This window comes from Hyphomonas sp. (assembly GCF_041398385.1).
Taxonomy (GTDB): Bacteria; Pseudomonadota; Alphaproteobacteria; order Caulobacterales; family Hyphomonadaceae; genus Hyphomonas.
Genome location: NZ_JAWKUW010000003.1, coordinates 338,806 through 352,545 on the forward strand (window position 1 = coordinate 338,806; position 13,740 = coordinate 352,545).

Annotated in this window: 12 protein-coding genes; 5 read left to right on the forward strand and 7 right to left on the reverse strand. The window is 63.5% G+C overall.

What is annotated here, in order from left to right:
- Positions 1-78: 78 nt before the first annotated feature.
- Together R3C13_RS08730 and R3C13_RS08735 are read left to right on the forward strand one after the other, a co-directional pair.
- The gene (locus R3C13_RS08730; RefSeq protein ID WP_371310423.1) at positions 79-1,200 is read left to right on the forward strand and encodes a beta-ketoacyl-ACP synthase III; all 1,122 of its coding nucleotides are present in this window, start codon (positions 79-81) and stop codon (positions 1,198-1,200) included.
- Complete coding sequence (locus tag R3C13_RS08735; RefSeq protein WP_371310424.1) at positions 1,200-3,113, forward strand: glycoside hydrolase family 9 protein; 1,914 nt, start codon at positions 1,200-1,202, stop codon at positions 3,111-3,113. Before R3C13_RS08730 ends, R3C13_RS08735 begins: the two co-directional genes overlap by 1 nt.
- Before the next feature lie 3 nt (positions 3,114-3,116).
- Here the strand turns inward: R3C13_RS08735 and R3C13_RS08740 are convergent, their stop codons facing one another.
- Positions 3,117-3,266: a hypothetical protein gene (locus R3C13_RS08740; RefSeq protein ID WP_371310425.1), complete on the reverse strand. Its 150-nt coding sequence runs from the start codon at positions 3,264-3,266 to the stop codon at positions 3,117-3,119.
- A 535-nt stretch (positions 3,267-3,801) separates the two neighbouring features.
- On the opposite strand from R3C13_RS08740, the gene R3C13_RS08745 reads away from it, so the two are divergent.
- From R3C13_RS08745 to R3C13_RS08755, 3 genes are all read left to right on the forward strand, one after another.
- Positions 3,802-4,215 carry a hypothetical protein gene (locus tag R3C13_RS08745; RefSeq protein ID WP_371310426.1) on the forward strand — a complete coding sequence of 138 codons (414 nt, stop codon included), beginning with the start codon at positions 3,802-3,804 and terminating at the stop codon, positions 4,213-4,215.
- A gap of 106 nt (positions 4,216-4,321) precedes the next feature.
- Entirely contained in the window at positions 4,322-4,939 is a 618-nt protein-coding gene (locus tag R3C13_RS08750) for a YfbR-like 5'-deoxynucleotidase (protein WP_371310427.1), read from the forward strand.
- On the forward strand, positions 4,939-5,892 hold the full coding sequence (locus R3C13_RS08755; RefSeq protein WP_371310428.1) for an NAD regulator: 954 nt from the start codon (positions 4,939-4,941) through the stop codon (positions 5,890-5,892). The genes R3C13_RS08750 and R3C13_RS08755 overlap by 1 nt, the downstream gene beginning before the upstream one ends.
- On the opposite strand, the gene R3C13_RS08760 is transcribed toward R3C13_RS08755, so the two are convergent.
- The 6 genes from R3C13_RS08760 to R3C13_RS08785 all read right to left on the reverse strand — a co-directional run bounded on the left by R3C13_RS08760 (position 5,893) and on the right by R3C13_RS08785 (position 13,666).
- The gene (locus R3C13_RS08760) at positions 5,893-7,308 is read right to left on the reverse strand and encodes a M16 family metallopeptidase (protein ID WP_371310429.1); all 1,416 of its coding nucleotides are present in this window, start codon (positions 7,306-7,308) and stop codon (positions 5,893-5,895) included. It abuts the gene before it with no gap.
- A 6-nt stretch (positions 7,309-7,314) separates the two neighbouring features.
- A complete protein-coding gene (locus tag R3C13_RS08765) occupies positions 7,315-8,685 on the reverse strand; it encodes a M16 family metallopeptidase (protein WP_371310430.1) in 1,371 nt (456 codons plus the stop codon).
- A 47-nt stretch (positions 8,686-8,732) separates the two neighbouring features.
- Entirely contained in the window at positions 8,733-9,227 is a 495-nt protein-coding gene (locus R3C13_RS08770; protein ID WP_371310431.1) for a DUF3035 domain-containing protein, read from the reverse strand.
- Positions 9,228-9,248: 21 nt separating this feature from the next.
- On the reverse strand, positions 9,249-9,779 hold the full coding sequence (gene lspA / locus R3C13_RS08775; protein WP_371310432.1) for a signal peptidase II: 531 nt from the start codon (positions 9,777-9,779) through the stop codon (positions 9,249-9,251).
- An 87-nt stretch (positions 9,780-9,866) separates the two neighbouring features.
- On the reverse strand, positions 9,867-12,977 hold the full coding sequence (gene ileS, locus R3C13_RS08780; protein ID WP_371310433.1) for an isoleucine--tRNA ligase: 3,111 nt from the start codon (positions 12,975-12,977) through the stop codon (positions 9,867-9,869).
- Positions 12,978-13,141: 164 nt separating this feature from the next.
- Positions 13,142-13,666 (reverse strand): hypothetical protein, encoded by a 525-nt coding sequence (locus tag R3C13_RS08785; protein WP_371310434.1) that lies wholly within the window; start codon positions 13,664-13,666, stop codon positions 13,142-13,144.
- Positions 13,667-13,740: the final 74 nt, after the last annotated feature.

The following is a 13,740-nucleotide window of genomic DNA, read 5'->3' on the forward strand; positions in this document are numbered from 1 at the left end:
GGAAAACCCGCGCTACAGACGTCAGATCATAATAAATACAATGCCGCACCCCTGGGAGGCGCGCAGTCAGAGGCCAGCATGAAAACCGCCGTCATTTCGTCCACGGGCCTGTGGACCCCGCCGAACTCCATTTCCAACGCCGAACTTGTGACCGCCTACAATGCGTGGGCGGAGAACTGGAACCGTGAGCGCGAGGCGGACATCGCCGCCGGGCTGATCGAACCGAAACCCATGTCGTCGGTCGAGTTCATCGAAAAGGCGTCCGGTATCAAGGCACGCTATGTGATCAACAAGTCCGGCGTCATCGACCCGGACATCATGGCCCCGCGCATCCCGGAACGTCCGAACGACGAGGTTTCCGTGATGGCGGAAATGGCCGTCAAAGCGGCGACCGAGGCACTGGAGCGGGCCGGCCGCAGACCGGAAGACGTCGATGCCGTGATCTGCGCCGCATCCAACATGCAGCGCGCCTATCCGGCCATGGCCATCGAAGTGCAGCAGGCGCTCGGCATGTCCGGCTTCGCCTTCGACATGAACGTCGCCTGCTCTTCGGCAACCTTCGGCATACAGACGGCTGCAGATTTCGTGCGCTCGGGCAGCGCGCGGTCCGTCCTGATGGTGAACCCGGAAATCTGCTCCGGCCACCTCAACTTCACCGACCGCGACAGCCACTTCATCTTCGGCGATGTGGCGACGGCCGTGCTGGTGGAAGAAGAAAGCATGGCCCCGGCCGGGCACTGGAAAATCCTCGGCACGAAGCTGAAGACGGAATTCTCGAACAATATCCGCAACAATTTCGGCTTCCTGAACCGCACCGCGCCGGAAGGCATCGACGCGCCCGACAAGCTGTTCGTGCAGGAAGGCCGAAAGGTGTTCAAGGAAGTTGTGCCCATGGTGGCCACCATGATCACCGAACACCTCGGAGAGCTAGGCCTTCAGGGCACGGACCTTCGCCGCATGTGGCTACACCAGGCAAACGCCAACATGAACCGCCTGATCTCATCCAAGGTTCTGGGCCGCGAAGCGAACGAGGATGAGAGCCCGACTGTGCTGGATACCTATGCCAACACGTCTTCCGCCGGCTCCATCATTGCCTTCCACAAGAATTCGGAAGACTTCAAGGCCGGCGAGAAAGGCCTGATCTGCTCGTTCGGGGCGGGCTATTCGGCCGGAACGGTCTTCGTCGAAAAGACCGCCTGATGTGGCGCACGGCGGCAGCCTGTGTGGGTGCCGCGCTGTTCCTGTTCGCTGGCGACGCCGTCGCCGCGCCGCCCGAAGCGACGCCTACGCTGGTGATCGACCAGTTCGGATATCGTCCGGAAGCGGAGAAAACCCTGATCGTGCGCACGCCCATGCGCGGCTTCGATGCGGGAGCCGGCGAGGCGCCAGAAGACGCGTATGAAATCGTCAGCGCGGCAACAGGCGAGGTCGTTTTTCGCGGCGAGCCTCAGCCCTGGCGAAATGGGGCGGTTGATCCCGGATCGGGCGACAAGGTTGCGTATATGGACTTTTCGGCGCTCGATACGCCGGGCACCTACTCCATCCGCTCCGAAGACGGAAGGCAGACGTCCGGCCCGTTCGTGATCGCACCTGACGTGTATGAAGACGTGTTCCGCGCCGCGTTCCGCACTTTCTTCTACCAGCGTGCAGGCTTCACCAAGGCCGTGCCCTATGCCGACCCGCGCTGGGCCGATCGTGCCAGTCATCTGGGCAAGGGACAGGACACCGAAGCGCGCAGCTTCTTCGCCAAGGGAAACGCGAAGACCGCCCGCGACCTGCACGGCGGCTGGTACGATGCGGGCGATTTCAACAAGTACACGAACTGGACCGCAGATTACTGCCACACGCTGCTGCTCTCCTTCGCAGAAAACCCTGAAGCCTGGGGCGACGATTTCGGCATTCCTGAAAGCGGCAATGGCATTCCGGATGTTCTGGACGAGGTGAAGTGGGGCCTCGAATGGCTCGTCCGTATGCAGAATGAGGACGGTTCGGTTCTGTCCATCGTCAGCCTGGATGTCGCAAGCCCCCCGTCCAGCGCCAGGGGGCCCTCCTTTTACGGCCCGGCGAGCACGTCGGCGACGCGGTCCACGGCCGCGGCCTTCGCGCAGGCGGCGCTTGTCTATCGCGCGACCGGCCTGCCGGGCCACGACGCCTTTGCCGAAGACCTCGCGCGCCGCGCCGTCGCGGCCTGGGATTGGGCCGAAGCCAATCCGGACGTCACCTTCTTCAACAATGACGTCCGGGATGCCTCTATTGGCCTCGGCGCCGGGCAGCAGGAAGTCGACGATGCCGGCCGCGCCGCCAAACGCCTCGCCGCCGCAGTCTATCTTTTTGCGCTGACCGGAGAGGAGGCGTACCGCAAGGCGGCGGAGTACGAGATTGGCGCCGCGAAGCTGATGCGCGAAGGCGCCGTGACGCCGTATGACCTGGAAGCGCAGGATGCGATGCGGGTCTATGCGGCCCTGCCGGGCATTTCAGATGGCCTCGGCCAGTCGATCAACACCGCCCTGCGCAAGGCGATGGCGGGCGAGCGCTTCTGGACGGCAATCGAACAGGAGCAAGACCCTTACTTCGCACCGGTCTGGGCAATGCACTGGGGCAGCAACAATGTGAAAGCGCGCACCGGAAACCTGTTCATGGACGAGCGCAAGACCGGCCTCACCCCGGCCGAGTTGGTCACCGTGCGCGATGTTGCGGCGCGCTATCTCCACTATTTCCACGGCGTCAATCCGCTGGGAAAAGTCTACCTGTCGAACATGGGCGCCTATGGGGCAGAAAACTCGGTCGACAGTTTCTATCATGGCTGGTTCTCGGACGGCAGCCGGCTATGGGACAGCGTGACGGAGTCCCGCTACGGCCCGGCGCCGGGCTTTGTCGTGGGTGGGCCAAACCCGTCTTATTCCTGGGCCGATTGCTGTCCGAACAGTTGCGGCGGACCGGGCGCGCGGATCAGCTGCGGACGGACGCCGCCGTCTCCGCCTGCCTGGCAGCCGCCGCTGAAAGCCTATCTCGATTTCAATACGAGCTGGCCGCTGAATTCCTGGGAAGTCACGGAAAACTCGAACAGCTATCAGGTGTCATACCTGCGCCTGCTCGCGAATTTTGTGGATTAAGGATCAGTCGTATTCGTCATCGCTGAAGAGGTCGCCCCACAGCGCTTCGCGGCTCGACTTGAACGCTTCGACGACCACGATGATCGCACCCATCAGCAGCACGCAGAATGCCATCACCTGCCAGGGAGCAATCTGTGTCACCGCATCGAGCATAACCACCGCCTTGTTTTCTGATCCGGGGCGCAAAAGCACCGGTGTGTTGTCGGTCCAGCAGTTGTCGCGGAAAAGCCTTAACGGCGGTTTGGCAATTGGAGGCCATTGCAGGGCGGCTTCGTAACCAGATTGCCCCGCTTTCTTTACCCTTGCTACGAGAGGGTTAAGAGTGCCGCGCCAGCCGGGCCGCCATCAACACATTGGAAGGGATCAAGGCAGGCGCGCCTTATTTTGACGCTTGTGGAATTCCCGGCGCCAACGCAATCATCGGTGATGATATCGCGGCGTCTGGCAATGGGAGGGTTGGCAATGGTGTTCCTGTCGCCAGCGGCGTCTGCCGAACGATCGGGGCGCGCCAGCCTGCCGGGCGGAGGCGAAAGGGGCGCGCCACCTCTGGTCCGGCCTTGCCGCTGACGAGCCGGGCGACCTCCACCGCGTGCATTACCTTTTCGAACACCGTGGTCAGGGCTTATACGGACTGGCAGAAGCACCGAACGATCTTTGGGCGGATTATGGCCCGTTCCTGGAAGGCGCCATGCTATCGCTTGATATCGGGGAAAAGCCGGTCCCGGTGCTTGCCCTTATCGGAGGCGAAGCGGCACCGGCCATCCCTGACCGGCCTGTCGAAGTTGACCCCATCGCAGAAACGAAGCGATTGCTGGAGAGCCTGTCGGACGACACGGTGCGCCTGGTCCTGGCCGGAGACTTCGATCAGGCGGAGCGCAGGGTGCGCGAGATCGACCGGGACGCCATGGGCGCGCATGCGCTCGCCGCCGCCTATGAGGCCGCGCTGCGAAGCGACCCGGCGAACCCGCGATTGCTGGAACGTGCGCTGTACTGGGTCCGGTCGGGCTTTCCCGATCTCCACACCGCCCATGAAGCCGAGGCATTCGGCGCGGCGATCCGGGAGGGCGAAGCCCGGCTGCGGCAGATCTATCGTGGACCGTAAACCGCATTGCCAATGCCGCCGCCCTGCCTGCAAATCGCAGGACAGGGTGCAGGTTCTTCGTTTTGGGCCTTAATCGTCCCGCCGCGATGCCGTAAGAGGGGTCAGAATGACCGCACGTACACGACAAACTTCAGCGGCGCCGCGCGTGTGGCAGCGCATGCTGTCCGGCCGGCGGCTGGACCTTGCCCACCCATCCCCGATGGATGTGGAAATTGAAGACATCGCCCATGGCCTTGCCCGCGTAGCGCGCTGGAACGGGCAGACAAAAGGAGAGCATGCCTTCTCCGTCGCCGAGCATTCGGTGATCGTCGAGCGGATCTGCCGCAAGCTCGACCCGTCGATGACAGCGAAACAGGGCCTGACGGCCTTGCTCCACGACAGCCCGGAATATGTGATCGGCGACATGATCTCGCCGTTCAAGGCGCTGCTGGGCGAGGGCTACAAGGGGGTCGAGTCGCGGCTGCAGGAGGCCATCCATATTCGCTTCGGGCTCGTGGCGGTGACGCCGGTGAAGCTGAAGAAGCTGATCAAGAAGGCCGACATGATCTGCGCCTGGTTCGAGGCGACGCAGCTGGCAGGGTTCGAGGCGGCCGAAGCGGACAGGTTCTTCGGCCATCCACCTGAAGGCATCCGCCTGCGCCTCGCACCGAAATCCGTGCCGGAAGCGGAGGACGTGTTCCTCGCCCGCTTCCGCCAGTTGATGACCGAAATCGGAGCGCCGTGATGCCTGGTGGAGCGACGCCCCTTCTGATTGGCCTCTCGGCCGTGATGGTCGCGGTGGAAGACGACACGCCGCTGGTTCTGGTTACGCGGCGCGAGACGGGCGAGGACGCCCTGCCCTTTGGCCCGTTCAATCCCGATGAGCACCGGACCTTTGACCTGTCGCTGCGCGGCTGGGTGCGCGAGCAGACGGGTTTTGAACTCGGCTATGTCGAACAGCTCTACACCTTTGGCGACAAGGACCGGGAGATGCCGGAGGCGACCCTTTCCGGAGCGCCGGCACATGCCCGCGTGATTTCCGTCGGCTATCTCGCCCTGACGCCGGATGCCCGGCCGGCCGGCGCGCCCTTCGAAGCCCGCTGGCAGGGCTGGTATCGCTATTTCCCGTGGGAAGACCACCGCTCGGGACGCCCCGCAATGATCGATGAAGAGATCGTGCCGCGCCTCTATACCTGGGCGGCAGGGAAGGAGCGGCGCCTGGAGCGCGCGCGCATCGCCTTCGGCATTGATGGCGCCCGCTGGGCCGAGGAGCGCGTGCTGGACCGGTATGAGTTGCTCTATGAAGCCGGCCTCGTCGCAGAGTGCGGGCGCGATGCCGGCCTGCCGGAACCGGACATCCGACTGGGCGAGACGATGGCCTCGGACCACCGGCGCATTCTGGCCACCGCCATCTCGCGCCTTCGCGGCAAGATCAAATACCGCCCCGTCGTGTTCGAACTGATGCCGGAACGGTTCACGCTGTCGGCCCTGCAGAAGACGATGGAGGCCATTCTGGGCCTGGGCCTGCACACGCAGAATTTCCGCCGCGCGCTCGACAAGACCGGGCTCGTCCAGGGCACGGGCGCGATGGAGACAGGCACGGGCGGGCGCCCGGCCGCGCTCTACCGGTATTGCCGGGACCAGGCGGCCGCGACCGCCGCGCCGGGCCTTGCGACCCCGCGACGGCCGGCCGACTGACTATTCCGCCGCGACGGGCGCTGCTGCTTCGGCAGCGGGGACAAGACCCTGCGGCTGGCCCACGGCGATGAAGAGATACTTCGAAGGCTGAAGGTACTCCTTTGCCACGCGGTTCACATCGTCCAGCGTGACCGCATCCACCCTGGCGTTGCGCGTATCGAAATAATCGATGCCGAGCTTTTCCTGGCGCACGCCCATAAGCTGGCCGGCGATTTTCGAGTTGGAGTCGAAGCCGAGGGCGTAGGAGCCAGTGAGATAAGCCTTCGCCGCGTCCAGTTCCTCTTCGGTCACGCCGTTCTGGACGAAGTCTTCCATTTCGGCCTTGATGCCGTCGATGAAGGCACCGGCGCTTTCGTTCTTGGTCTGACCGCTGCCGCTCCAGCTGGCATAGTACTCACCCGGATTGATGCCGGTATAAATGCCATAGGTCAGGCCCTGTTCGACGCGCAGCGTCTGCATCAGGCGGCTTTCAAAACCACCGCCGCCATAGGTGTAGTTCAGCACATAGGCCGGGAAGAAATCCGGATCGTCGCGCTTCAGGCCGGGACCGGAAAACTGCACCAGCGTCTGCGGCTGCGGCAGGTCCACTTCGACAGGCGCAGGCATGTCGAGCGCCGGGAAAGCAAGCTCAGGCGTCTCCGGAAGGTCGGAGCTTTCCGGCAGGCTGGCGATCACCTCGTCGATCATCGGCGCCAGTTCCTCCGGCGTGATGTTTCCAACCGCCGTCACCAGAAGCCGGTCCTTCACCATCAGCTTGCGCATATGCTCGCGTGCAAGCTCAGGCGTCAGAGCCGCGATGCTTTCGGCGCTTTTCTCGCGGGCATAGGGATGATCCGGGTACAGAGCCTGCGACTGGGCACGCCAGGCAAGGTAGCCGGCGCTCGTCTCGCGGGTTTCGAGCCCGACCTGCTGTTCGCGGCGGAAACGTTCGAACGGGACATCGTCGAAGCGCGGCTCCGCAAAGGCCTTTGCCACAAGGTCCATGACGTCGGCGGCATTCTCCGTCAGCATGGAGGTCGAGCAGGACGTCCAGTCATTGTCGGCGTCGCAGCCAAAGCTCATATTGAGGTCTTCCATCCGCGTCTGGAAGGCAAGCGAGTCGAGATCGCCGGCGCCCTCGTTCATATGATAGGTGACCGCTTCAGCCAGACCCTCAAGGCCCTCCGGGTCAGCCGCTTCGCCGCCTTTCCAGGCCATGTCGAGCGACAGGATGGGGATGGAAGGTTCGGACACGAGCCAGACCGAGGCGCCGCCCGGCGTCACGAATTGCTGGATGGTGGCGAAATCGCCTTTATGGACGTCGACCTTCAGGCCGGCGTCTTCGGTGGTGATGAGATCTGCTGTGGTGTCAGGCACCTGGGCGCAGGCAGCCAGGCTGGCGGCGAGAACGAGGGCCGATACAAGTTTCCGGGTCATCATCTCTTACTCCGCTGCGTCTGTGCCGGTCTCTGCCACGGGCGGCAGGAGCTGGGCTTCAATGTAATGGCGATCCGGCGCGAACACCTTGCGCACCGCGGCGATCGCTTCCTCGGTGGTGATCGACTTCATCCGGTCAGGATAGGAGAGGACATCCTCGATCGTTCCGCCGAGCGCGAGGGTGGAGCCGAAATTGTTGGCCTGAGTCGACTGGCTGTCGCGGCTATAAATGGCCGAGGCGGCAAGCTTGTTCCGGGCCCGGACGACTTCCTCGTCGGTAAAACCCTCTTCAAGCACCTTGCTGACCTCTGCCATAACGGCGGCTTCGAGATCGTCCATGGACACACCCGGCGCAGGGCTGGCCGTGATCAGGGCCGGGCCCTCATCATGCAGTGTCGTCCAGGCATAGCTGGAAGCGTCGATGGCGAGTTGCTGCTGCTCCACCACGGACTGGTAGAGCCGGCTGGTCATGCCGCCGCCGAGGATTTCGAGGCCGACGTCCAGCGCCAGCGATTCCCGCGGCTCGCGCGTTTCCGAGGTGCCGTTGTAGTACCGGCTCCAGACCGGCTGGCGGACCTTCGGATCTCGGTAGACGATCGTTTCGGTCTGGGTGAGCAGCGGCACGCTCTGCCATTTGCGCTCGCCATGGGCGGTGCCGGTCGGCTGGATCTTGCCATAATGCTCTTCAGCCAGCGCACGCACTTCTTCCGGTGTCACGTCGCCGGCAACGACCAGGATCGCATTCTCCGGGCTGTAGTATTCGTGGTAGAAGTTCAGACCGTCTTCCGGCGTCAGCGCGGCGACTTCTTCCATCTTGCCGATGACGGTGATCTCATACGGATGGCCAGCCCAGAGCTTTGACAGCACCTGTTCCTGCAGGATCACGCCCGGATTGTTGTCGATCCGCTGGCGGCGCTCTTCCTTCACGACATCACGCTCGGAAATGAAAGGGCCTTCGGGGTCGTCATTGATGACGAGATTGACCATGCGGTCGGCCTCAAGGCCCATCATGGTGCCGAGCTGCTCCTTGGCGACGCGCTCGAAATAGGCGGTGTAGTCCCAGCTGGTGAAGGCGTTGCTCTGGCCGCCATTGCGCGAGACGATCTTGTCGAACTCGCCGGGCGCCAGCGTGTCGGTTTGCTGGAACATCACGTGTTCGAAGAGGTGCGCAATTCCGCTCTTGCCCGGCTGCTCGTCAACGGCGCCGACCTTGTACCAGACCATGTGGGTAACGACCGGCGCGCGATGGTCGGGCACGACCACGACCTGCATGCCATTATCGAGATTGAATGTTGTAGGCTTCCACGCTTCCTCGGCGAATGCGGGAAGTGCGGACAGGGCGAGGGCAGCAAGCCCCCCTGTCAGGATCTGTTTCATGGGCTTGCTCCGTATGGGTCAGTCAGGCGGCGGGCTGGGCCGGGAGATCAGGTTCCCGGCAGTTTCAGGCGCGGTTCTGCGGTGCCACGCTCGATGGTCACTTCTGCATCGCCGGTCGCGTTATCCTTGGCGGCGGCGGCGGCATCTTCCGGATTGTCCTTGCGCCAGAACAGGATCCGGTCCGCAATGCCCTGCGGCTTGCGGACGGCCTTGGTCTCGTCATAGTCGACCTCGACGCGAATGAGCGGGCTGACGGCATTGGCGCCCGCTGCAGCCACCAGGGCCTTTTCAGAGGCGCTGGCATTCTCGCCGACCGTGGAGCCGAAGGTGGAAACACTCTCGGCGCGGGCGGCTTCCACTTCTGCCGGGAGCGACATGCCGGAAGCCGGCGGGCGCAGCGAATAGTCCGGCGGGACGGTCAGCGGCGCCTTTGTGACGACGCGGAATTCGTCCGGCGTGCGCGTGGTGGTGCGGCCGGTTGAACAGGCCGTCGTCGCGACGCATGCAGCGCCGAGGGCCAGGATGGAAAGCGTTGTCTTCATAGGGCGTCCTCGCCTCTCCGGTTACTTGTGTTCAGATGCAGCTTTTGCCTGCCTGCGGCCCGACAGTAAGAACTGATCGGCAAACAGCAAGACGGCACCGACACTGATTGCAGCATCGGCGATGTTGAAAACCCACGGAAAATGCAGGGCACTGGCGTCGATAAAGTCCACGACGGCGCCAAATCGCACGCGGTCGATCAGATTGCCGAAGGCCCCGCCGACGACCAGGCCAAGCGCCAGCCGGAGCAACCCGCCCTGCGCCTTCAGCAGCCAGTACAGAAAACCGAACGCAATCGCAGCCATGACGAGCGCCAGAACCCAGCGCATGACGCCTTCGGACTGGAACATGCCGTAGCTCATGCCGCGGTTCCAGACCATGGTGAGGTCGATCGGGCCCGGAATTTCGATTTTTCCACAAATATTCAGGTTATCAAGGCACTGCAGCGACCTGAAGCGCGGATTCCCGAGGATCATGTGCTTGGTGACCTGATCGGCAATCACCGTGGCCGGGATAAGGGCCAGCGGCCAGACCTGAGCGGGTTTCAGTTGCATGGCGGCAGATTGCAGCTACCGCCCGGCAGATCAAGCGATTCCGTGCAGGAAAGGCCTTCACCCCTTTGAGAGGCGAAGGCCGGTTCCCTAGTTCTGTGTCGCGTCCCACGCCTTCACGGCGAGCGCATCGCGCGGCGTGATGTCCGGAAAGGCCGGATCGGCCGTGGCCGGGTCAAAATACTTCCAGCTGCGGCGGCATTTGATACCGGTCGCTTTCTCCGGATACACGACGACGCCCGGCGTATCGTCCAGCGTGAAGCCGCCGCCCTTGCCTTCAGCCGTGTTCAGCAGCGTCGCGCCCGACGTTATGAACAGGTCGCCGGCATCTTCGCCTTCAAAGGCCTTCACAAGTTCCTCGTCGGCAATGTGGACAACCGGCGCAGCCTCGAGCGAGGCACCGATGCGCTTTTCGCGGCGTTCCACTTCCAGCGCACCGGTGACGACGCGGCGGACGGTGAAGATCTTCGACCAGCGCGCGGCCAGCTCGTCATTATTCCAGCCGTCCGGCGTTTCCGGAAAGAGGAGCAGGTGGACGGAGTCGGCCTTGTCCTTGAGGTGGCTTTCGAGGAAGGCCTCCTCCATCGTGAACGGCATGACCGGGGCGAGCCAGATGAGCAGGCGTTCCAGCACGGCGGCCATCACCGTGCGCGCGGCACGGCGGCGGTTGCCGTAAACGGCGCTGGCCTTGTCCCATGCTTTCATCGTGGCAAAACGCGGGTCGCAGTAGAGGCTATCCTTGCGGATGTCGAAATAGACGGCCGAAAGGTCCACGCCGGCGAAGTTGATGAGCAGGCTCATCACGCGCTTGAAGTCGTAGACCATGTAGGCGGCTTTCACCTGCGCATCGAGTTCGGCGAGACGGTGCAGCACCCAGCGCTCGAGGCCCGGCATCTCTGCCGGCTCGACCGCTTCGGCATCGGTCCAGCCGTCGAGCGCGCCGAGCATGTAGCGCACCGTGTTGCGTAGTTTGCGATAAGTCTCGACCGAACCCTTGATGATCTCGTCGGAGATGCGGAGGTCTTCCGTATAGTCGCCCGAGGCCGTCCAGATACGGAGGATCTCGATCCCGTACTGTTTCTGCACTTCCTGCGGCTCTATCGTGTTGCCGATCGATTTCGACATCTTCTTGCCTTCGGCATCGACGATGAAGCCGTGCGTCAGCACCTGCCTGTAAGGCGCCATGCCGCGCGTGGCGCAGCATTCCAAGAGGGACGACTGGAACCAGCCGCGATGCTGGTCGGAGCCTTCCATGTAGAGATCCGCCTGCCCGGTTTCCGGATCGATGATGCCGCGCTCACGCAAGGCGAAGGCATGCGTCGTGCCGGAGTCGAACCAGACGTCCAGAACGTCGGTCACCTTGTCCCATTCATTGGCCGAGAGGCCGTGCGGCGCAAGGAAGTCTTCCGTAGGCGTATCGAACCAGGCCTCAACGCCGCCCTTGGTGATGGCGGCACGGATGTCGGCGTTCAGGGCCTCGGCCTGCGCCTTCGGCAGCGCGGCCGTGTGCGGCTCGCCGGACTTGTTGACGAAGATGGTGATCGGCACGCCCCAGTTGCGCTGGCGCGAGATCAGCCAGTCGGGCCGGCCCTCCACCATCGCACGCAGGCGGTTGCGGCCGACAGCCGGGAAAAACTCCGTGTCGTCGATCGCCTTCAGGGCGTTCTCACGCAGCGTGCGGCCGTTGGGGCCGGGCTTGTCCATCGAGATGAACCATTGCGGCGTCGCACGGCGGATGACCGGTGCCTTTGAGCGCCAGGAGTGAGCGTCGCGGATCGTCGTCATACCGCGCGCCAGCAGGTTGCCGCTCTCGGCGAGGGCCGCGATCACTTCATTGTTCGCCTTGCCGGGCTCGCCGCGCTTCTTGCCACTGGTACGGATGATGTCCATGCCCGCAAAGCGCGGCACGTCCGGCGTATAGCAGCCATCGGCATCGACGATCTGGCGGATTTCCTGCGTCGTGCGGCCGGACTCGACCCAGACATTGAAGTCGTCTTCGCCGTGCGCCGGCGCCGTGTGCACGAAGCCCGTACCGGCATCGTCGGTGACGTGTTCGCCGGCGAGCATGGGGATTTCGTGCGCGAAGAATGGATCCATCGCGTGGAGCGGATGGGAGATCCGCAAGCTGGAGACGATCTCCGGCGGCAGATCAGTGACTTTGTGGAATGCCTTCACTTTGGCGGCTTCCATGGTCGCAGAAGCGAGCGAGTCAGCCAGGATCACCCGCTCTCCAGCTTTCGCATACGGTGGAAAGCCGAGTTCTTCTTCGGAGAAGACTTCATCAACTTCATACAGGCCGTAGACGATAACCGAATTGAACGAGACCGCTTGGTTCGCTGGGATCGTCCAAGGAGTCGTTGTCCAGATGACAACGCTTACCGGCTTGAGTTCCGGGTGCTGCAGCTTCTCAGCTGGCACCTGCTTTCCGCTGAGCGCGTCTGTCTCAGTGAAATGTGCGAAGACCTCCCGAACGGTTTCCCGGTTTTCTGCAAGCCAACCGCGGTCAGGCGCCATCCCAATTACAGGAAACTTCACCCAGATCACCGGCACCTTGCGGTCGTGGTATTCGACTTCCGCTTCGGCGAGCGCGGTGCGCTCCACCGGGCTCCACATGATCGGCTTGGCGCCGCGGACCAGCGAGCCGGTCATCGCCATGCGGAGGAATTCGCCAACGATGGAGGCTTCGCTCTCGAACTTCATCGTCAGGTACGGATTGTCCCACTCGCCCTCGATGCCGAGCGCGCGGAATTCCGCTTTCTGGACGTCGACCCATTTGCCGGCATAGGCGCGGCAGGCGGCGCGGAACTCGGCGGCGGGCACGTCATCCTTGTTCTTGTTGTTGGCGCGGAACTCTTCCTCGACCTTCCATTCGATGGGCAGGCCATGGCAGTCCCAGCCCGGCAGGTAGGAGGCGTCATAGCCCGCCATCTGGTGGCTGCGGACGATGATGTCCTTGACGATCTTGTTCATCGCCGTGCCGAGGTGGATGTGCCCGTTCGCGTAAGGAGGGCCGTCATGCAGGATCCAGGGCTTGGCGCCGCGGGCCTTTGCATCGGCGCGCAGGCGCTCATACAGTTTCAGCTCGTCCCAGCGGGCAATCCATTGCGGCTCGCGCTGAGGCAGGCCGCCGCGCATGGGAAATTCAGTCGCGGGCAGGAACAGGGTGTCGCGATAGTCTCGTTCGGTCAGGGAATCGGTCATGTGTCTTGGTCTGAACGGATTGAGGGGCGTTTGAGGGCTCGAATGTCAGAATCCCGGCCTGGCCCAGACCCTTCGGAGGGGTCAGCGCGCAGCCGGGCGGCTAATTCGAATGGAGAATATCCGTTCCATCGTCTGCGCCTTAACAGGCAGAGGTTAACCTGTCACTAGGGCGATGGCGGCGGGGGCGGCCCCATGCCGGAAAGGCGCTCGGCGACCCGGCCGCACAGGGCCTCGAACACGCGGGCGTTTTCCTTCAGGTTCGCCCAGGTGATACCGTGGTCCAGGATGACATAGCGCGAGACGTTCACGGTCTCGTCGTCCGGCTTGTAGACCGAAACGGCGGTGAAGGCCCGGTCGATCGTGGCGACGTCGCGATCCGGAAGGCCCGAGCCGAATGCGGCCATGAATTCGACGCCCCGGCAATCCGTCGCCGTGGCGTCGGTGCAGACCGTGTACATGCCGAGGGTCAGTCCATCGGGCAGGCGTGCGAAGAGGAAGGGGGCGCCGGCATCGTTCTGCCCGGCGGCAAGGAAGGTTCCGCCCAGTTCATCGACCAGGAGGCGCAGATCATCCAGCTGCACGCTGGAGATGACCATATCAGGCGACCTGCCGGGCGGACCGGCGACTTCAGCGGAAGCGTTCCCCGCAACGAGGTTCAGAACGCCTGCGGCGACCAAGATCCTTGCCAAGCCAGATGCCTCACCAACTGCCATGTGCCCCACGCACCGCAGACTTTGTGACATCGTTGAATGGCAGCATTATG